Source organism: Gordonia jacobaea, assembly GCF_965344965.1.
Taxonomy (GTDB): Bacteria; Actinomycetota; Actinomycetes; order Mycobacteriales; family Mycobacteriaceae; genus Gordonia; species Gordonia jacobaea.
This window is the reverse complement of the sequence record NZ_CBDRLS010000004.1, coordinates 449,673-469,179: the sequence shown is the minus strand read 5'-3', so window position 1 is coordinate 469,179 and position 19,507 is coordinate 449,673. Positions and strand designations below refer to the sequence as shown.

The window sequence follows — 19,507 nt, the reverse complement described above, 5'->3', positions numbered from 1 at the left end:
TCAGAACGTCAGCGGTTGGCCGACATGCTCTTGGGTCCTCGACCCAGTGTGACCGCGCCGGACTGCGCGATCTCGCGGATGCCGTACGGATCGAGCATCCGCAGCAGGGCCTCCAGTTTCTCCGACGTTCCGGTCGCCTCGACGGTCAACGACTCGGGCGAGACGTCGATCACCTTGGCGCGGAACAGATTCACGACCTCGATGACCTCACTGCGCACCGAAGCGTCGGAGCGCACCTTGACCATCATCAGTTCGCGGGACACCGACGACGCCGGGTCCTGCTCGACGATCTTGATCACGTTGATCAGCTTGTTGAGCTGCTTGGTGACCTGCTCGAGTGGGAAGTCCTCGACGGAGACCATGATGGTCATTCGCGAGACACCCTTCATCTCGGTCGGGCCGACAGCAAGTGATTCGATGTTGAATCCGCGGCGCGAGAAGAGCGACGACACGCGTGCGAGGACACCGGGAAGGTCCTCGACCAGAACGCTCAGGGTATGAGTACTCACTTCCGACCCTCCTGGCCGAGATTGGTCTGCTGGTTGACGATTTCGTGGATGTCGGCGACGTCCTCCGCGGCCGACTCGTCGTCGTCGAAGAGCGGCCGGATGTCGCGTGCGGCCATGATCTCGTCGTTGCCGGTACCCGCTGCGACCATCGGCCAGACCTGGGCGTCGGCGCCGACGATGAAGTCGATGACGACCGGGCGGTCGTTGATCTCACGCGCCTGGGCGATCACGTCGTCGACGTCGGCTTCGTTCTCGACGCGGAATGCCGCGCAGCCCAACGCTTCCGCGAGCTTGACGAAGTCGGGGATGCGTCGCGAGTGGGTCGAGAGGTCGGTGTTGGAGTAGCGCTCCTCGTAGAAGAGCGTCTGCCACTGACGGACCATGCCGAGGTTGCCGTTGTTGATCAGCGCCACCTTGATCGGGATGCCCTCGATCGCGCACGTGGCCAGCTCCTGGTTGGTCATCTGGAAGCAACCATCGCCGTCGATGGCCCACACCTCGGCGTCGGGATCGGCCATCTTGGCGCCCATCGCCGCGGGAACGGCGTAGCCCATCGTGCCGAGACCACCGGAGTTCAACCAGGTGCGCGGCTTCTCGTAGGAGATGAACTGCGCTGCCCACATCTGGTGCTGACCGACGCCCGCGCAGTACACGGCGTCGGGGCCCGCGAGCTGCCCGACGCGGGAGATGACGAACTCCGGCGACATCGAACCGTCGGCGGGACGGTCGTAGCTCACCGGGTAGGTGCGGCGGATGCGGTCGAGGTATGCCCACCACTCGGTGAGATCCTGCGACGTGTCGCTGGTGGCACGCTCGTTGCGCAGCGTCTCGATCAGATCGGAGATGACCGCCTTGCAGTCGCCGACGATCGGGACATCGGCAACGCGGTTCTTGCCGATCTCGGCGGGATCGATGTCGGCGTGGATCACCTTCGCGTCGGGCGCGAACGACGCCAACTGTCCGGTGACGCGGTCGTCGAAGCGTGCGCCGAGAGTGATCAGCAGGTCCGAACGCTGCAGTGCCGCAACGGCTCCCACAGTGCCGTGCATGCCGGGCATGCCGAGGTGCTGCTGGTGCGAATCCGGGAAGGCACCGCGAGCCATCAGCGTGGTGACAACGGGGATGCCGGTCAGCTCGGCAAGCTCGAGCAACTCGGGCGACGCGTTGGCCTTGATCACACCGCCACCGACGTAGAGCACGGGGTGCTTCGCGGCGTTGATCAGTCGAGCTGCCTCACGAACCTGCTTGCCGTGCGGCTTGGTGACCGGACGGTAGCCGGGCAGATCGATCTGCGGCGGCCACGAGAAGGTGGTCTGCGCCTGCAGGATGTCCTTGGGGATGTCGACGAGAACCGCTCCGGGACGGCCACTCTCGGCGATGTGGAACGCCTCGGCCATGACCCGGGGGATGTCGACGGCATTGCTCACCAGGAAGTTGTGCTTGGTGACCGGCATCGTGATGCCGGAGATGTCGGCCTCCTGGAACGCGTCGGTACCGATCAGTGCCCGGCCGACCTGGCCGGTGATCGCGACGACGGGCACCGAGTCCATCTGCGCGTCGGCCAGCGGCGTGACGAGGTTGGTCGCACCGGGACCCGACGTCGCCATCATGACACCGGCGCGGCCGGTGACCTGTGCGTAGCCGGTGGCAGCGTGACCAGCGCCCTGCTCGTGACGAACGAGAACGTGGCGCACCTTCTGCGAGTCCAGGAGGGGGTCGTAAACCGGCAGAACAGCGCCGCCCGGAATACCGAAAACAACCTCGACGCCGAGCTCTTCGAGTGATCGAACCACCGACTGCGCGCCGCTGACCCGCTCGGGTGCGACGGTGTTCTGCGGCACGGCGCGGAGCGTGCCCGCCGCCGGTGATTGTTCGCGCAGCACGTTGGCTGCGGTGCCATTACTCTTGGCTGCGGGCTCGGTTGTGGCATCGGCCCCGCTGGCGGCGCGTGCTGTTGGTGCGCTCACTGCACGGTCCTCACATCTTCTGTTCGGCGTCCTGCGACGGACTGGGATTCGATTGATTTGTGATTGCGCATGGAGATCGGTTCACCATGTCGTTGACAACAAAAAACCCCCGACAGCAAGGCTGTTCGAGGGTGGCGCGTCGATGCTTGTTGGGTCTACGAAGTGACCGATCAGGCGACGACGCGCCGGCCGATTACTACGAGAAGATCCTTGTGCATCACGTCGTTCACGGTAGGGCTGTGCACATCACTGAGTCAAACTACGGACACTTGAGTCCCACATCGTGGGAATGCACTGCATGAAGGGCAGTCTCGCGAGGATGTCACAATGGGGTCGTGCCTTCGTCTGACCAGCCGACTTCCAGCGACCTCCCCGACGACGTCCCCCCGAGCGAGGACCTGTCTCGCGAGGATCACCTGTCACACGAGGACTCCTCGACAGAGGACGCAGTCGAGTTGCCACAGGCATTCCGGGTACAGAAGCTGGCGTACTTCGCAGTGCCCGCGGCGTTCGTCGTGGCGATCATCCTGGCGGGCACGTCGCTGGTGTGGCTCGGCTGGACGCTGATCATCCCGATCCTGCTCGCCCTGTGGATCGGACGAATCCGGACCGTCGTCACCGAGGACGGGATCACCGCGGTCGGCACGTTCCGCACCAGGCACATCGCGTGGTCGGACATCGCGGGCCTCCAGTTCTCCAAGTGGGGACCCGTGCGCGCGGTGTTGTCGGACGGATCGAGGGTCCGGTTGCCCGCGCTGATGTTCCGCGACCTCCCGTTGCTGTCGGCTGCGAGTCGCGGCCGCATCCCCGATCCGTACGCCGCGGCCGCAGCAGCAGAATCCTGACATCACCAGCGCTGCTGGCCCGGCCGGATCCCGGCCTTCGCGTTAAGGTTCTTCAGGTGGCAAGCCCCACTGTTTCCGCCCACGACATCGACGACCTGATCAACGCGGGCGAGCTGGCCCAGACGTCTGAATACCTGGCCAGCCTTCCCCACCACGACGTTGCGGCCATTCTGGACAGACTCCCCCGCGAGCACAGCGGTATCGCGTTTCGACTACTGCCCAAGGACGTCGCCGTAGACGTCTTCGACGACCTCAGCCCGCGGTCGCAGCGTCACCTGATCGACGACCTCGGCACCACGGCGGTCGCCGAGGCGTTCGACAACCTCGATCCCGACGACCGCGCAGAGCTGCTCGATGAATTGCCCGCGGCCGTCGCCAAGACGTTGATCGCGGACCTGACGCCAGAAGAACGTGACGCGACCGGCGTCGTCCTCGGCTACCCACGAGGTTCGGTCGGCAGGCGGATGAGCCCCGAAATAGTCCATGCCTACGTCGACGAACCGGTGGCCGCGGCTCTCGCGCGCGTCAAGGAGCGCGGCTCCGAGGTCGAGACGATCTACACGATCCCGGTGATCAATCGCCATCGCGTCCTCGAGGGCGTGGTGAGCTTGCGCGATCTCCTGCTCGCCGAGCCCGAGACCCCTGTCGGCGACCTCATGCGCAAGCCCGTCGCGGCCAACGCCGACGACGACGCGGAGTCGACCGCACAGCGCTGCGTCGACCGCGGCATCCTCGCGATGCCGGTCGTCGACAGCGAGAACAGGGTCGTCGGGGTGCTGACCCTCGACGACGCCGTCGAGGTGATCGAGCAGGCCCGCGACGTCGACGAGGCACGTGCGGGCGCAAGCGAACCACTCGACGAGCCGTACCTGCTCGCCTCGGTCTTCTCCATCACGCGATCACGGATCGTGTGGCTCTTCGTCCTTGCCATCTCGGCGATACTCACCGTCAACGTGCTCGAGATCTTCGAGGCGACGCTCGACGAAATGGTGGCTCTTGCCCTGTTCATCCCCTTGCTGACCGGCATCGGCGGCAATACCGGTTCGCAAGCCGCGGTGACGGTCACCCGAGCCCTGGCCGTCAACGACGTCACACCTCGCGACGTCGTCCGGGTCGTCGGCAAGGAGTTCCGGGTCGGACTGACACTCGGCGTCAGCCTGGGGCTCGTAGGATTCGTGGTCGCGGGCCTGGTCTACGACTTCCGGATCGGCACGGTCATCGGCGTGACCATCGTGTCGATCTGCACCATGGCCGCGACGGTCGGCGGACTCATGCCGCTGATCGCCAAATCGATCAAAGTCGACCCCGCGGTGTTCTCCACTCCGTTCATCTCGACCTTCTGCGACGCAACGGGCCTGCTGCTCTACTTCATGATCGCCAAATCGGTACTGGGTATCTGACCGCTGCAGCTGAAGCGCAGGGCGGCCGGGCCGTCGGCCGACATCTGTTTTGTTCCCGCACGTCAGCGGGGAGTACCGTTGACGAGCGAACCCGCTTCGCCACGCCCATCGGAGTGACGACGCGAGTTGGCTCAGCCCAGTCGAACCCGGTGCGGACCCGCCGAGGTGTCAGGCCAGACGAACGTTTCCGATCGCACACGAAGACGGTGAGCGAATATTCGCGTCTGGTGTGGCGTTGACACGTCACAGCGCCGTAGTCGGCGCGCGAGTCCACACGGTCCGCCTCGCGCGGACACCGAACGATCGAGGAATTCCCATGCCAGCCCTGAGGTCGCGAACCACCACCGTCGGACGAGAAGCAGCCGGAGCCCGCGCACTGTGGCGTGCCACCGGTATGACCGATGACGATTTCGGCAAGCCGATTGTTGCGATCGCGAACTCGTACACGCAGTTCGTGCCGGGCCATGTGCACCTCAAGAACGTCGGCGAGATCGTGGCCGATGCCGTGCGCGCCGCAGGCGGCGTTCCCCGCGAATTCCACACGATCGCCGTCGACGACGGCATCGCGATGGGTCACAGCGGCATGCTCTATTCGCTGCCGAGCCGCGAGATCATCTCCGACTCTGTCGAGTACATGGTCAACGCGCACACCGCCGACGCCCTGGTGTGTATCTCGAACTGCGACAAGATCACTCCCGGCATGCTCAATGCCGCGATGCGCCTGAACATCCCGACGGTCTTCGTCTCGGGTGGCCCGATGGAAGCGGGCAAGGCTGTGATCGTCGACGGTGTCGCGCAGGCGCCAACCGACCTCATCACCGCCATCTCGGCGTCGGCGAACAACGACGTCAACGATGACGGCCTCACCGAGGTCGAGCGTTCGGCCTGCCCGACGTGCGGTTCCTGCTCCGGTATGTTCACCGCCAATTCGATGAACTGCCTGACCGAGGCACTCGGTCTGTCGCTGCCGGGCAACGGCTCGACGTTGGCGACACACGCCGCGCGTTACGACCTGTTCAGTCGCGCAGGCACCACCGTGGTCGAGGCGGCCAAACGCTACTACCGCGACGACGACGATTCGGTCCTCCCGCGCAGCATCGCGACCACGACGGCCTTCCGTAACGCGATGGCGCTCGACGTCGCGATGGGCGGCTCGACCAACACCGTGCTGCACATCCTCGCCGCCGCTCAGGAAGGTGAGGTCGCCGACTTCGATCTCGATGTCATCGACGAGATCAGCCGCAACGTGCCGTGCCTGTCCAAGGTTGCGCCCAACTCGGACTACCACATGGAAGACGTCCACCGCGCCGGCGGCATCCCCGCCATCCTGGGCGAGCTTCGTCGTGGCGGACTGATCGACGACACCGTCTCCACTGTGCACTCGAAGACCATGGCCGACGCCCTCGACGACTGGGATATCCGCGGCGGCAAGGCCACTGACGCCGCGATCGAACTGTTCCATGCCGCACCGGGCGGCGTGCGGACCGTCGAACCGTTCTCGACGAAGAACCGGTGGAGTTCACTCGACACCGACGAAGAGGGCGGTTGTATCCGCGACGTCGAGCACGCGTACACCGCAGAGGGCGGATTGTGTGTGCTGCAGGGCAATCTGGCCGAGGACGGGGCCGTGCTCAAGACGGCAGGCATCAGTGAAGACCTCTGGCATTTCGAGGGTCCCGCACGCGTCGTCGAAAGCCAGGAGGAGGCCGTGCAGGTCATCCTGTCCAAGACCATCCAGGCCGGCGAGGTGCTCGTCGTGCGCTACGAGGGTCCGTCCGGCGGCCCGGGCATGCAGGAAATGCTGCACCCGACGGCCTTCATGAAGGGCACCGGCATGGGCAAGAAGTGCGGGCTCATCACCGACGGCCGGTTCTCCGGTGGCTCGTCGGGTCTGTCGGTCGGCCACATCTCGCCTGAGGCCGCCGCTGGCGGCGTCATCGGTCTGATCGAAGACGGCGACCCGATCCTCATCGACGTCAAGACCCGCGCGTTGAAGGTGCTCGTCGACGACGACGTGCTCGCCGAGCGTCGCGCCAAGATGGAGGCTTCCGAGCGTCCATGGCAGCCCAAGGATCGCCAGCGCACGGTGACGACGGCGCTGCGCGCCTACGCCAAGCTGGCCACGTCCGCTGACAAGGGCGCTGTTCGCCGGGTCGACTAAGCGTCCGGCGAAGAACGCCGACGAGAAGGGCCCGACCAACTGGTCGGGCCCTTCTTCATTGCGTTCTGTAGTTGTAGCGGGGCTGTCTCAATTGCGGGGCCGTCAGCTCGGGTTGCCCGGAGAGGTGAACGGGTCGGTGCCGTTGCAGAAGATCCAGATCACGCAGGCGACGGCGATCCCGATGACCAGCCACAACACAGAGCCGACGAACGGTCTGCGAGCCCAGCCACGCGGATAGTCCAGCGAGTAGAGCCCCGGCCCGGTGAGGATGATGGCTGCGGCGGCAGCGGCCATCGTGAGCTCGAACTCGACGCCGTTTGCGCTCGCGAAGAACTCGAATCCACCGGCGATGGTTGTTTTGAATGCGGCTGCCAGCAGCGCCACGGCGAGAATCGCCGACGCTCCGATCGGCGTGAGCAGCCCGACGATCACCATCAGACCGCCGATTGTCTCGGCGAGCGCGATGCCTGCCGCCAGCGGCTTGGCGGCATCGGCTGCGAACCCGATCGCGGGGTTCGCGGGGTTGAGGAGTTCGTTCTGAAACCCGTCGAGGCCCGTGCCGTTCCACCAACCGAACAGCCGCGACAAGCCGTGCGCCATCGCGACGACACCGACGGCCACGCGTAACAGCAGCAGCCCGAGGTCGAGGGTGCCGCGTCGCGCGCGTGGCTCGGCGACCGCGACCGAGTCGTCGTGGTCGGCGTGCACCTGCGCAGGCGCAGCGTCGGCGTGGGCAGAGTGGGCGTGCGCACTGTCGAATCCAGCCGTATCGGCGGGTTCGGGGGTGGCAGGGTCGGACCCGGGGTTGCCCGTGTCGATGATGGCCGTGTCGTGGCGCTCCGACGAACTGTCGGCCGAGGGATCGGCGACCTCCGCGTACCCGCGCGTGGGCTCGGACGTTGCAGGTACAGGTGTCGCGGGCTCCTGCGCCGCGGCGGGACTCTCGAAGCGCTCGGTTGTGGCGTCGTCGCGTTGCGGCGCGGGCCTGCGGCGCCGTCGCTGTCCTGTCTCCCCCGCGGGCGGCGGCGTGGACGACGCCACCGAGGGCGGCGTCGACGTGCCTGCCCGTGGCGTCGTCTTCCCGGTCGGCATGTTCTTCGCGGCCGGCGGGGTCGCAGAGAACGGGCGGGTGTGCACCTCGTCCGGATCGAGATCGTCAAGTTCGTCGACGCGGGTCATACGTCCGCGAGAATGCCTGTCGTAGAAGGCATCTCGGTCGTCGGCCGGGCGTTGTTGGATGGGTATGCGTCCGGTCGTCTCGTCGTACGGACTCGCCGAGTCGCCGTCGGAACCAACGTAGGGTTCACTGCTGCCGGTCTCCGCGTTACCGGCCGCCACGCGCCCGGTACCGGTGCCGCGCCCGTGATCGTCGGAGCCCGACGCCGCTCCGGAGACGTCGTCGGCAGGAGTCCGGTCGTCTCGTTCAGTCACACAGTCGACTGTAGAGCGTCGTCAACGGGCCACCTCCCAACAGCGCGCGGTGAGTCGTCGACCATCGCCTACTGTGGTGTGCATGCGAGAGGGGCGGAACGAGCGGCACCGAACCGCCAGATCCCGGCGGGTGCGCCTGTGGGCGCTGCTCACGGGCGCAATGATGCTGGTGGCCGTCGCACTCACCGGGTGCGCCGATTTCTCCGCTCAGGACCGCGACCGCTCGGCAGGCGAATTCTCGGCCAACAACGACTCGCCCCGCAAGCAGCAACAGACGCCGACACCCGAGCCCAGCACACCGCAGAATCAGGGTCCGCCGCCGACCGGCCCGTGCGTCGACCCCGACCCCCAGGTCATCGCCACATGTCTCGCGTCGACCGGAGGACTCATGCCCGGCGACGATCAGGCAACCACAACGGTCGTCGCCGAACGCACGACAGGCAAACTGATCACCGCCAAGCGCTACGGACCGCAACGAGCGATCGCGTCGTTCGACGTCGACGGTTCGGGCGACGGCGGACTCGTCGACTTCGCGTTGTCTCCGACGTACAGCCAAGACCGCCTCATCTACGCGCTCATCACCACCCCGTCCGACAATCGCGTAGTCCGAATCGCGCCGGGCGACGTCGCCAAGCCGATTCTCACGGGCATTCCGAAGGGCGCCACCGGAAACATGGGGGCACTATACTTCCGCTCCCCCACCGAGCTCCTCGTCGCGACGGGCGACGCGGGAGATCCGTCGGCGGCAGCAAACCCCGCGTCGCTCGCGGGCAAATTGCTCTCCGTCACCTCGTTCGGGTCGGGTGCGAATCCGCCTCCCAAGGTCGTCGCGTCCGGCTTCGGATCGAACGTGGCACTGTGCCACAACGACAGCGGAGGGCTCTACGTCGCTGATCGCACCGCGACCGAGGATCGGCTGCAGATCGTCGAGTCGGGCGGACCGAAGGTGCTGTGGACGTGGCCGGACAAACCCGATGTCGCGGGTTGCGCTGTCTCGTCCGGTCAGATCTTCGTGACCACCACACGCACCCAGCAGATCCTCGCCCTCACCGAACCGACTCGCGACAAGCCGACGATCACTCCGCCCGCTGTCGTTCTCGAGAAGCGTTACGGCGCTTTGGGCAGGATCGTCAGCTCTGCAAGTGGCGCAATGCTTTTCGCCACCGTCAACAAGGCGTCGGGTAACCCTGTCGGCACCGACGACCGCGTTGTGCGCTTCATCCCGCCCGCGTCGTCGGAGAACCGGACTTAGGGTTACGAGCCGCGTTCACCGTCACCCGTTCGTCGTACGGATTTCGCGATACCGCCGATGAGCGGCGTCGGCGCACTCTACGCTGCCTTCACCACTGATCATTCAGCGAAAGGCACGGCCCATGCGTCGTCGCGGTCTGGTTCTCGTACTCTCGTTCATTTTCACCCTCGCCTTTGGGTCTGCCGGTGCAGCGGCCGCGGCGCCGGGATTGGGGTCATCCGACTTCGGCAGCCTCGGAGGCATTCCCGGCCTGCCGGGCACCTCGGCCGGCTGTTCGGCGGAACTCTACAGCCCTGGCGATTGGCGCCTCGGCCCGAAGGAGTTCGCGACGGAAGCGCCCGTCGGACCCCAATTGGCCGGCTACAAGCGCCTCGGCAACTTCACCGACGGCAAGGACTTCCTGACCAAGTGGTGGGACCCGGACGCGAAGCCCAAAGCAAACTGGCGCTATCCGGAACAACAGGGTTACGTCATCAGGAACGGCAAGCCCATCAAGCACCGCGCCGCGCTGGACGTCGGCAAGAGCATCGACCGGTACGGCGGTGAGGGCGGCAACTTCTTCGCCCCCACCGGCACGAGTTACATCAAACGGTCACTGCCGCCGTCGAATCTCGTCAACAGCTCCAGCCCACGGTATTGCAACTACCACGTGTACCGCGTGGTCAAGCAACTCCCGATCTACACCGGCCCGATCGCACCGGCCTTCGAACAACCTGGTCTCGGCACTCAGTACGAAGTGGTTCCACAGCTTCTGCCGAGCCGCCCGGAGTGCGGGACCGATGTCAACGTCGGCTGGCTGCTGTGCGCCGGATACCTGCTGCAGACGTTCCCGCCGGTGACCACCGGATGACCGGTATCGACAGCGGGCTCGGCGAGTCGATGACGACACGAATCGTCGAGCTCGGCCGTCGTATGGGGGCGGTCGCCGACGACCTCCCCGAGCTGTCACATCTGCGCGACGACGGTGTTCCGTCATGCTGGCAGCAGGACGGCGTGTGGCATCTGACGGTCAGAGAACGTGCACGCATCCTCTCCGACCGACAGACCACTTCTGCCGACGAGTTCCTCTTCTTCGTCGCCGAACAGGTATCGGAGGCGATGTCGCGGCGACTGCACCCGCCCGGCACCCCTGATTTCCGCAGGGTGTCGTGGCAGGCGCAGTACGACATCCTGCACGGCGTCGACCCTGAATGGGCCGACATGTGGCTCACTCAGACGCGCTCACGACTGGTCGACGCGGGCGTCGACGACGATGTGCTCGCCCTTCTTCCGAACGCGAGCTGATCGGCCCGGACCTCGTCAGGAGCAGGCAGCGATGACCAGCTCTTTCACCCGGGCCGGGTCGGCCTGACCACGCGTCGCCTTCATGACGTCGCCCACGATCTTGCCCGCGGCCGCAACCTTGCCGCCACGGATCTTGTCGGCGATGTCGGGGTTGGCGGCCAGTGCCTCGTCGACGGCCTTCTGCAGTGCGGAGTCGTCGCGCACCACCTCGAGCCCACGGTCGGCGACGATCTGCTCGGGCTCGCCCTCGCCGTCGAGCACCGCGACCGCAACCTGCTGCGCGAGCTTGGTGGTCAGCTTGCCCTCGTCGACGAGTCCGATGACTGTGGCTACCTGCGCCGGGGTGATCGGTAGGTCGGCCAGCTCGGCGCCGCGCGTATTGGCCTGTTGCGCGAGGAATGACACCCACCAGCCGCGCGCGGCCTCGGGAGCGGCACCCGCGTCGACGGTCGCGATGATGAGGTCGACGGCGCCGACGTTGACCAGGTCACGCATGACCTCGTCGGACACGCCCCACTCGGTCTGGATGCGCGCGCGTCGCACCCACGGCAACTCAGGCAACGTGCCTTGGATCTCGGCCACCCACGCCGAATCCGGTTGCACGGGAGGCAGATCGGGCTCCGGGAAGTAGCGGTAATCCTCCGCAGTCTCTTTCCGACGTCCCGCCGACGTGGTGCCGTCGGATTCGTGGAAGTGGCGCGTTTCCTGCACGACCTCGCCGCCCGACTCGAGAACCGCTGCCTGCCTTCGCATTTCGTAGGTAACAGCGACCTCGACACTCTTGAGCGAGTTGACGTTCTTGGTCTCGGTGCGGGTGCCGAACTCCACGGCATCCTTACGCATCAACGACACATTGGCATCGCAGCGCAGCGACCCCTGATCCATACGGACGTCCGAGACGTCGAGTGACTTGAGTAGGTCGCGCAACGCCGTGACGTAGGCGCGGGCGACCTCGGGGGCGCGTGCCCCGGCACCGGTGATCGGCTTGGTCACGATCTCGACGAGCGGCACGCCGGCGCGGTTGTAGTCGAGGAGTGAGTGGTCGGCGCCGTGGATGCGGCCGTCGCCACCCACGTGCAGCGACTTGCCCGTGTCCTCCTCCATGTGGGCGCGCTCGATCTCGACTCGCCACGTCGTTCCGTCGGAGAGCGCGACGTCGAGGTATCCCTCGTAGGCGATCGGGTCGTCGTACTGCGAGATCTGGTAGTTCTTCGGCTGGTCGGGATAGAAGTAGTTCTTCCGCGCGAAGGTGCTCGACGGCCGGATCGAACAGTTCAGCGCCAGCCCGATGCGGATCGCGTATTCGATGGCCTTGGCGTTTGCCACCGGGAGAGAACCGGGCAGGCCGATGCACACCGAGCACACCTGGGTGTTGGGATCGGCGCCGAACGTCGTCGGGCACGCACAGAACATCTTGGTGTCGGTACCGAGCTCGACGTGTACCTCGAGTCCCATCACGGGATCGAACTTCTCGATGACCTCGTCGTAGTCCATCAGTTCGGCGGTCGCGGCAGTCATGGCGTCCAGTTTATGCGTGCGCGCATCGCCGGGTCGGTCGGGTCGTGTGCATCGATAGGCCGCGCGGGGCCATCAACCGAAGATGACCCGCATTTCCTGATACTGGGCTGCCGGGACCTGCTTGTGGTTGGCCAGCGCCTCGTCGAATGTGGTGCGCTCGATCTCGGTGCCACGCAGCACCACCATCTGACCCCAGCCCTTGTCGGCGACGAGATCGGTCGTCGCCATGCCGAGTCTGGTGGCCAGCACACGGTCGAAAGCCGTCGGCACCCCACCCCGCTGCACATGGCCGAGGACCGTTGCGCGGGTCTCGATCCCGGTGCGCTCCTCGATCATCGGCGCGAGCACCTCGGCGATGCCGCCGAGTCGGGGGCGGTTGAAGCCGTCGAGCCCCTTCGTCGAATGTGCGGTCTCCATCTCGGGCAGCTTGAAGCCCTCGGCGACGACGACCATCGGCGAGCGACCGCGGTTCTTCACGCTCGTCACCCAGGCGCAGATCTGATTGAGACTCTCGGGGTGCTCCGGGATCAGAATCGCGTGTGCGCCGCCCGCGATGCCCGAGTGCAATGCGATCCACCCCGCGTGACGGCCCATCACCTCGAGCACCATGCAGCGCTTGTGCGAGTTGCCGGTGGTACGCAACCGGTCGATGGACTCCGTCGCGATCTCGACCGCCGTGTTGAAACCGAACGTGTAGTCGGTCGCTGCGATGTCGTTGTCGATGGTCTTCGGCACGCCGACGATGTTGATGCCGTCTTCGAAAAGCCGCTGCGACGCGGCGGCGGTGCCGTCACCGCCGATGGCGATCACCCCGTCGATCTCGAGGTTCTTGAGGACCTTCTTGATGTTCTCCGCGCCGCCGTCCGGCTCGGAGTACGGCCCGAATCGACTGGTACCGAGGATGGTTCCGCCCTCGTGGCTCAGACCACGCACACGCGCGCGGTCTAGCTCGATGATGTCGCCGTAGACCAGTCCGTACCAGCCGTCACGAAATCCGACGAACTCCTGCCCGTAGACGGTCTCTCCCTTGAGAACCGCGCCACGGATGACCGCATTCAAACCAGGGCAGTCGCCTCCGGAGGTGAGAATGCCGTATCTCTTCGCCATGTCTCTTCGTGCCTTCCGCCGTCCGAGGTCCCGCTATCGGTCTGGGTGATCGGTGTCCAATCTAGTTGGCCGTCGTGCCGTGCGCCGAGCGACAGCGAATGCCGCACAGTTGGGGTTCGTCACTTCACACCATGCTCGTAGGCGTAGACGACGGCTTGGGCACGATCGCGCAGGCCGAGTTTTCCCAGCAGCCCACTCACGTGCGTCTTGACGGTCTGCTCGGTGACGAACAGCTCGCCTGCGATCTCGGCGTTCGACTTTCCCTCAGCCACCAATTCGAGCACTTCACGCTCACGTGGAGTCAGCGATGCGAGTTCCGGTGACCTGGTGCGTCGCTCGCGACGCGACGTCACCTCGGCGATGAGTCTGCGGGTGATCGACGGCGCGAGCAACGCATCACCCGCCGCGACGACCCGCACAGCACGCACGAGTTCGTCGGCCGGCGCGTCCTTGAGTAGAAAGCCCGACGCCCCGATCCGCAATGCCTCGTACACATAGTCGTCGATGTCGAAGGTCGTCAGCATCAGCACACGCGTGTTGCCCGCGGCGCCGTTGGCCGGAATGCCTGCACCAGTACCTGATTCGGCACCCGTCTGGCTCGCAAGGATGCGCTGCGCCGCCCACAGTCCGTCACGCCTGGGCATCCGCACATCCATCAGCACGACGTCGGGGGTCACCCTGGCACACAATTCGACGGCCTCGACGCCGTCGGCGGCGTCGCCGAGCACCGAGAAGTCGGGTTGGGCGGCGAGTAACGCCGAGAATCCCTGTCGGACCATCGCCTGGTCGTCGACGATGACAAGCGTGATCGGCACCGGATGCACGCTACCTCTCTGTACCCGACGAATCGATGGGGTCCGACGAACCGGTCGCGTCCGCTGAGCCGATCGCACGCTGGTTCCCGGTGGGAATCCACGCGCGGACGGCGAATCCGCCGTCCGGGGTGAGCGCGGTGACAAGTGATCCGCCGACGCTGCGCGCTCGATCGGTCATACCGGGGATACCGGCGCCGTTGCCGACTAGGTCCAACGGCGGCCCGGTACCCGGACCATTGACGATCGCGAGTTCGAGCTGGCCTGCGGCGCCGTCGCGCAGCCAGATGTCTGTACGCGCCCCCTGCGCATGTCGGGTCGCGTTGGCCAGGGACTCCTGCACGATCCGATACACCGCCAGACCCGACGCCTCGCCGACCTCTGTTCCGAGAATCGCCTGATGCAACTGCACGTCGGCGCCTGCACGACGTGTCGCCTCGACCAACGACTCGATGTGTTCGAGGCCCGGGTTGGGCGCTGTCCGCGCGCTCGCTTCACCCGACGTGTCGTCGGGTTCACGCAGCACGCCGAGGAGCTGACGCACCTCGTCGAGGGAGGTGCGCGCTGCGACGGCAATCGCGTCGAATTCGGCGGCAGCGGCGTCGCCGACATCTGGCAGTCGATACCGAGCGGTCTGGGCCATCACCACCACCATGGACATCCGGTGTGCGACGACGTCGTGGAGGTCGCGCGCGATGCGTGCCCGCTCCTGCAGTACGGCCGCCTCGGATTCAGCGACTTTTGTCTCCTGCGTGCGCTGGGCGAGCTGTCTGCGCGACGCCAGCAGCCCGCGCAGCAGCGCGATGACGATGGCACCGAACGTCAGACCGAATATCCATCCTGGGCGTTGGTCGTCGGGGGCCGAATTGACCATCACCAACGTCGACGCCAACCAGATCACCGGCAACCACCGAAGCGGGCATCGGAGTGCGGCCATGAACGACAGCACCAGGATCGCGATGATGTGCGTCACCTGGATCGACCATGGCCACCCGTTGACGGTGGGGACCACCGACCCGATAATCATCGCCGCGAGCAGCGAGATCGCCCATCCCACAACGGGAGCCGACCATGCCAGCGCGACCGGCCATGCGATTGCCGCGGCAACCGCCGGCATCGCGTACGCCGGGACGTCGTGCGTCAGGCTCGACGTCGGCCACGCCACCGCGAACAGCACTGCGGCGCACAGGAGGAAGAAGACATTCGTGCGCGACGAGAAGTAGCGTCGTACATCAGGATCCGACAGCGCTGGAGTAGCGCGCACCTCGTCGACGAAGGCGGAACCGGCCTTACGGAGCCCGGTCCGCACGTGCTTCATCATCAGATCACCTCGACGTCCACCGTAGGCGAGCACGTTCCCGATGTCCTCATACCTAAGAGGGAGATCGGGATCGCTCCGCGGTAGCAGGTCGACGACGGCGGGCACTGCGAATGGACTGTGCGACAACCCCACTCGCGGCCGATGTGGGGTTGTGCTCTGCATTTCTAGCGTCGATCACATGACTTCGAGCCACCGACTCCCCCGTAACACCCAGAGACGTCGACGCTGGTCAGCCGCACTTCTGCTCGTCGGCGTCGCCGCGTTCACCGCACTGCCGATGACGCCAGCAGGCCACGCGACCGCGCAATCGTCGACCATCCGGTCCACGTCGAACAGCGAAGCCTCCGAGGGCAGAACCGAGTCCACCGGAGATCCCGCTGCGGCTGCGGTCGTCCGACAGCTTCTCGATCGCAACGGCGCGGGAGCGATAGCGGCGCTCCCGTCCGACTTCGCATCCAGGATGGGGTACCGGCCGGTGCTCGACGGCGACGATGCGAGCAATCCCGGCGGCGATTGCTCGTCACCTGTACCCATGCCCGCGAGGTTCGAACCACTGTGCCGCACACATGATTTCGGCTACGACATGCTGCGCTATGCGGCACGGGTCGGAAATCCGTTGGGCCCCTGGGCGCGACTGGGTCTCGACACCGCCCTGGTGACGCGGATGCGCGAAACCTGTCACGATCCGCTGTGTATGGGTGCGGCGGAGCTGGCACGGGTGGGGGTAGGACTCAACACCTGGCATGAAGGCGACGGCCCACCACAGGACCGCGGCAACGTGCTCGCCGCAACGTCGTCGGCTATCGGGCACCTCGTCCACGACGATCCCGATGGCAACAGCGACGCCGAACGCGATGGCACACAGGCATCGTCGGAGGCGACACGATGACGATCCCGGGAACCGATCGAGCACTCAGCGCACCTGCACCTCCTCACCCGGCGATCGCCTGGGCGATTGTGCTCGCCACCGGGATCGGGCTCTGGCCGTCTCCGCTTCCACGGACGCCGTGGCTCGCGGGTGTCGTCGTTGCCGGGTGCGCAGCCATCGTCGTGGGTGCCACGCTGGTCGGACTGAGACTGTGCCATCGTTCCCGGAGCGCGACTCGATGGTCACCGCTTGTGGCAGCGTGCACGTTCCTCGTGATCGCGGCTACGGCGAACATGTGGTGGCAGAACGGAATTCGCGGCGAGCTCGGCTATGCCCCCGTCGGCATCGAGTGGGTGGCGTTGCTCGTCGGACCGACAGCCGCGGTTGTCGCCGCGATCGTCTGGCTGCCACGCCTGAGCGCGCTGGCCGTCGCAGGCGCTGTCTCGGTTGCCGCCGGACTGCTCACGCCCGTCTCGGGCTCAGCGTCGGCGTCGACGTTGAGCGCACCGGTATCCAGCGCACGCGACGCGAATACCCTTGTCCAGCAATGGGTCGACGCGGGCGGCCGCGGTGACGACGCGGTGTTGATCGCGGTCCCGACGGGCTCGGGGTGGATCGACGCCGGTGCGGTCACGGCGATCGGTGAGCGCGTCGGCCGGATGCGCACCATCACGCCCCGCTACGCGTCGTCGCAGTCGTGGCGGGCATTCGTCACCGACCGGGGTGCGGCCGGACGCGCGTCTGTCGCGGTGGTCGCGGCAGTAACAGCAGCACTCGATTCTGTTCCCGCACAGCATCGTCCGCGCATCATCCTGTACGGCCAGAGCCTCGGAGCGATCGGCGCAGAGACGGCGCGGGTCTGGGCCGACGACCATCGCCCCGGCGCTGTCAGGGCCACCGTTCTCTCCGGGGTTCCCGCGGACACCATCGCGACGCGCGCGCACGGATCGCCACGCATGGTGGTCGCCAATGCAACCGACCCGGTGACCACGTGGTCACCGGCGGCGATCTGGCGCGCTCCGTCCCGACCTTCCGAGACGGTCACGGTCGGCAGACCGACCCGACGCGTTCCGTGGCTGCCCCTGGTCACGTTCGTGCAGAACTCCGCCGACCTGCTGGGGTCGCTCGACGGCCCCGCAGGCGTCGGCCACCGGTATTCCGGTCCGGATCAGGCGCACGGCCTACCCGAAACCGATCAGACGATCGGACCGCGGGCGGCCTCGTACGCTGCGCCCACCCGGTAGAGCCGGTCGTCGGCGAGTGCGGGAGCCATGATCTGCAGCCCGACGGGCAGCCCGTCGTCGACCGACAGACCGGACGGCACCGACATCGCTCCGACACCAGCAAGATTCACCGGCAGGGTGCACAGGTCGAACAGGTACATGCTCAGCGGATCGTCGACCTTGTCGCCGATGGGGAACGCGGTGGTCGGCGTCGTCGGCGAGACGAGGACGTCGACGCTCTCGAAGGCCGTGGCGAAGTCGCGCGCGATCAGCGTGCGGACCTTCTGCGCCTGGCCGTAGTACGCGTCGTAGTAGCCGGACGACAAGGCGTACGTACCGATCATGATGCGGCGCTTGACTTCTGGACCGAATCCGGCCTCGCGTGTCAGTGCCATGACCTCTTCGGCGCTGTGCTTGCCGTCGTCGCCGACGCGCAGCCCGTACCGCATGCCGTCGAAGCGAGCGAGGTTCGACGACACCTCGCTGGGGAGGATGAGGTAGTACGCGCCGAGAGCGTAGGTGAAGTGCGGGCAGGAGACCTCGACGACCTCGGCGCCACGCTCGGTGAGCGTTGCGACCGCCTGCTCGAACGACGCGAGCACGCCGGGCTGGTAGCCCTCCCCCTGGAGTTCGGTGACCACGCCGACCCGCACACCCGTCAGATCGCCGGACGCGCCCGCGCGTGCAGCGCCGACGACATCGGGCACGGCCACGTCGATCGAGGTGGAGTCGCGCGGGTCGTGTCCCGCGATGACCTCGTGGAGCAGCGCGGTGTCGAGGACCGTGCGCCCGCATGGGCCACCCTGGTCCAACGACGACGCGCAGGCGACGAGTCCGTAGCGCGACACCGTGCCGTAGGTCGGCTTCACACCGACCGTCGCGGTGACGGCGGCGGGCTGACGGATCGAGCCACCGGTGTCGGTGCCGATCGCCAGGGGCGCCTGGTACGACGCGAGCGCCGCAGCGCTGCCACCACCGGAACCGCCCGGGATGCGTGAGGTGTCCCAGGGATTCCGGGTCACCTGGTAGGCGGAGTTCTCGGTGGAACTGCCCATCGCGAACTCGTCCATGTTGGTCTTGCCGAGGATCGGGATACCCGCGGCACGCAGCCGCGCGGTCACGGTGGCGTCGTAGGGCGGGACCCAGCCCTCGAGGATCTTCGAGCCGCACGTGGTTGGTGCGTCGGTCGTCGTGAACACGTCCTTGAGCGCGAGCGGCACGCCGGTGAGCGGCGATGACGCCTCTCCCGCCGCGACGGCGTCGTCGGCGGCCTTGGCGGCGACGAGCGCCTCGGAGCTGCTCACGTGCAGGAATGCACCGAGTTGGTCGTCGATCTCGGCGATGCGGTCGAGGTGCGCCTGGGTGACCTCGACAGACGAGAGTTCACGGGAAGCGATCTTCTCGCCGAGTTCTGCGGCGGACAGTCCGGTGATGTCGGTGGCGGCGCGGGTGGCCGGTGTCTGAGAACTCACTGTTCCTCCCCCAGGATCTGCGGAACGGCGAACCGGTCCTGCTCGACGGCAGGCGCACCGGAGAGCGCCTCTTCGGTGGTCAGGCCGGGCTTGACGACGTCTTCGCGCAACACGTTTGCCAGCGCCGCCGGGTGGGCGGTCGGTGGGACATCGTCGGCAGCGACCTCGGAGACCTGCGCCACGTGCGCCAAGATCGAATCGAGCTGTTGCGCATAGAGATCGAGCTCGTCGTCGCTCAGCGCGAGTCGCGACAGCCGCGCCAGGTGCGCGACCTGTTCACGCGAGATCGTCGACCCTGCGTCCTCCGACCCAGATCCGTCAGACATTTGAAGAGATC

General features: G+C 66.6%; 17 protein-coding genes. 8 read left to right on the top strand and 9 right to left on the bottom strand.

Going from position 1 to position 19,507, the window contains the following annotated elements; translation table 11 throughout:
- Positions 1 to 8: 8 nt before the first annotated feature.
- The gene (gene ilvN / locus ACRVY7_RS16315; RefSeq protein ID WP_049698398.1) at positions 9 to 509 is read right to left on the bottom strand and encodes an acetolactate synthase small subunit; all 501 of its coding nucleotides are present in this window, start codon (positions 507 to 509) and stop codon (positions 9 to 11) included.
- Positions 506 to 2,476 carry an acetolactate synthase large subunit gene (locus ACRVY7_RS16310; protein WP_064870237.1) on the bottom strand — a complete coding sequence of 657 codons (1,971 nt, stop codon included), beginning with the start codon at positions 2,474 to 2,476 and terminating at the stop codon, positions 506 to 508. The genes ilvN and ACRVY7_RS16310 overlap by 4 nt, the downstream gene beginning before the upstream one ends.
- A gap of 335 nt (positions 2,477 to 2,811) precedes the next feature.
- Here ACRVY7_RS16310 and ACRVY7_RS16305 point away from each other — a divergent pair, with 335 nt between their 5' ends.
- From ACRVY7_RS16305 to ilvD, 3 genes are all read left to right on the top strand, one after another.
- A complete protein-coding gene (locus tag ACRVY7_RS16305; RefSeq protein WP_431817793.1) occupies positions 2,812 to 3,321 on the top strand; it encodes a PH domain-containing protein in 510 nt (169 codons plus the stop codon).
- 56 nt (positions 3,322 to 3,377) lie between these two features.
- Positions 3,378 to 4,721 carry a magnesium transporter gene (mgtE, locus tag ACRVY7_RS16300; protein WP_431817792.1) on the top strand — a complete coding sequence of 448 codons (1,344 nt, stop codon included), beginning with the start codon at positions 3,378 to 3,380 and terminating at the stop codon, positions 4,719 to 4,721.
- Positions 4,722 to 5,037: 316 nt separating this feature from the next.
- Positions 5,038 to 6,882, top strand: coding sequence for a dihydroxy-acid dehydratase (gene ilvD / locus ACRVY7_RS16295; protein WP_431817791.1), 1,845 nt, complete (start codon positions 5,038 to 5,040; stop codon positions 6,880 to 6,882).
- Between the two features lie 102 nt (positions 6,883 to 6,984).
- Here ilvD and ACRVY7_RS16290 read toward each other — a convergent pair whose 3' ends face one another.
- Positions 6,985 to 8,220, bottom strand: coding sequence for a DoxX family protein (locus tag ACRVY7_RS16290; protein ID WP_431817886.1), 1,236 nt, complete (start codon positions 8,218 to 8,220; stop codon positions 6,985 to 6,987).
- A gap of 175 nt (positions 8,221 to 8,395) precedes the next feature.
- Here ACRVY7_RS16290 and ACRVY7_RS16285 point away from each other — a divergent pair, with 175 nt between their 5' ends.
- The 3 genes from ACRVY7_RS16285 to ACRVY7_RS16275 all read left to right on the top strand — a co-directional run bounded on the left by ACRVY7_RS16285 (position 8,396) and on the right by ACRVY7_RS16275 (position 10,849).
- Positions 8,396 to 9,565 carry a PQQ-dependent sugar dehydrogenase gene (locus ACRVY7_RS16285; RefSeq protein ID WP_231894270.1) on the top strand — a complete coding sequence of 390 codons (1,170 nt, stop codon included), beginning with the start codon at positions 8,396 to 8,398 and terminating at the stop codon, positions 9,563 to 9,565.
- A 121-nt stretch (positions 9,566 to 9,686) separates the two neighbouring features.
- Positions 9,687 to 10,415: a TNT domain-containing protein gene (locus tag ACRVY7_RS16280; protein ID WP_431817790.1), complete on the top strand. Its 729-nt coding sequence runs from the start codon at positions 9,687 to 9,689 to the stop codon at positions 10,413 to 10,415.
- Positions 10,412 to 10,849: an Imm63 family immunity protein gene (locus ACRVY7_RS16275; protein WP_431817789.1), complete on the top strand. Its 438-nt coding sequence runs from the start codon at positions 10,412 to 10,414 to the stop codon at positions 10,847 to 10,849. Before ACRVY7_RS16280 ends, ACRVY7_RS16275 begins: the two co-directional genes overlap by 4 nt.
- A gap of 15 nt (positions 10,850 to 10,864) precedes the next feature.
- On the opposite strand, the gene gatB is transcribed toward ACRVY7_RS16275, so the two are convergent.
- From gatB to ACRVY7_RS16255, 4 genes are all read right to left on the bottom strand, one after another.
- On the bottom strand, positions 10,865 to 12,367 hold the full coding sequence (gatB, locus tag ACRVY7_RS16270) for an Asp-tRNA(Asn)/Glu-tRNA(Gln) amidotransferase subunit GatB (protein WP_431817788.1): 1,503 nt from the start codon (positions 12,365 to 12,367) through the stop codon (positions 10,865 to 10,867).
- A gap of 72 nt (positions 12,368 to 12,439) precedes the next feature.
- Positions 12,440 to 13,474, bottom strand: a complete 1,035-nt coding sequence (locus tag ACRVY7_RS16265) for an ATP-dependent 6-phosphofructokinase (RefSeq protein WP_005205247.1) — start codon at positions 13,472 to 13,474, stop codon at positions 12,440 to 12,442.
- 119 nt (positions 13,475 to 13,593) lie between these two features.
- Entirely contained in the window at positions 13,594 to 14,289 is a 696-nt protein-coding gene (locus ACRVY7_RS16260; protein WP_064870409.1) for a LuxR C-terminal-related transcriptional regulator, read from the bottom strand.
- 10 nt (positions 14,290 to 14,299) lie between these two features.
- On the bottom strand, positions 14,300 to 15,604 hold the full coding sequence (locus ACRVY7_RS16255; RefSeq protein ID WP_431817885.1) for a sensor histidine kinase: 1,305 nt from the start codon (positions 15,602 to 15,604) through the stop codon (positions 14,300 to 14,302).
- A 181-nt stretch (positions 15,605 to 15,785) separates the two neighbouring features.
- Here ACRVY7_RS16255 and ACRVY7_RS16250 point away from each other — a divergent pair, with 181 nt between their 5' ends.
- Positions 15,786 to 16,496: a hypothetical protein gene (locus ACRVY7_RS16250; RefSeq protein ID WP_431817787.1), complete on the top strand. Its 711-nt coding sequence runs from the start codon at positions 15,786 to 15,788 to the stop codon at positions 16,494 to 16,496.
- Complete coding sequence (locus ACRVY7_RS16245) at positions 16,493 to 17,719, top strand: alpha/beta-hydrolase family protein (RefSeq protein WP_431817786.1); 1,227 nt, start codon at positions 16,493 to 16,495, stop codon at positions 17,717 to 17,719. Before ACRVY7_RS16250 ends, ACRVY7_RS16245 begins: the two co-directional genes overlap by 4 nt.
- Here the strand turns inward: ACRVY7_RS16245 and gatA are convergent.
- Positions 17,671 to 19,170, bottom strand: a complete 1,500-nt coding sequence (gene gatA, locus ACRVY7_RS16240; protein ID WP_064870251.1) for an Asp-tRNA(Asn)/Glu-tRNA(Gln) amidotransferase subunit GatA — start codon at positions 19,168 to 19,170, stop codon at positions 17,671 to 17,673. The genes ACRVY7_RS16245 and gatA overlap by 49 nt on opposite strands.
- On the bottom strand, positions 19,167 to 19,496 hold the full coding sequence (gatC, locus tag ACRVY7_RS16235) for an Asp-tRNA(Asn)/Glu-tRNA(Gln) amidotransferase subunit GatC (protein ID WP_049698409.1): 330 nt from the start codon (positions 19,494 to 19,496) through the stop codon (positions 19,167 to 19,169). Before gatC ends, gatA begins: the two co-directional genes overlap by 4 nt.
- Between the last annotated feature and the right edge of the window lie 11 nt (positions 19,497 to 19,507).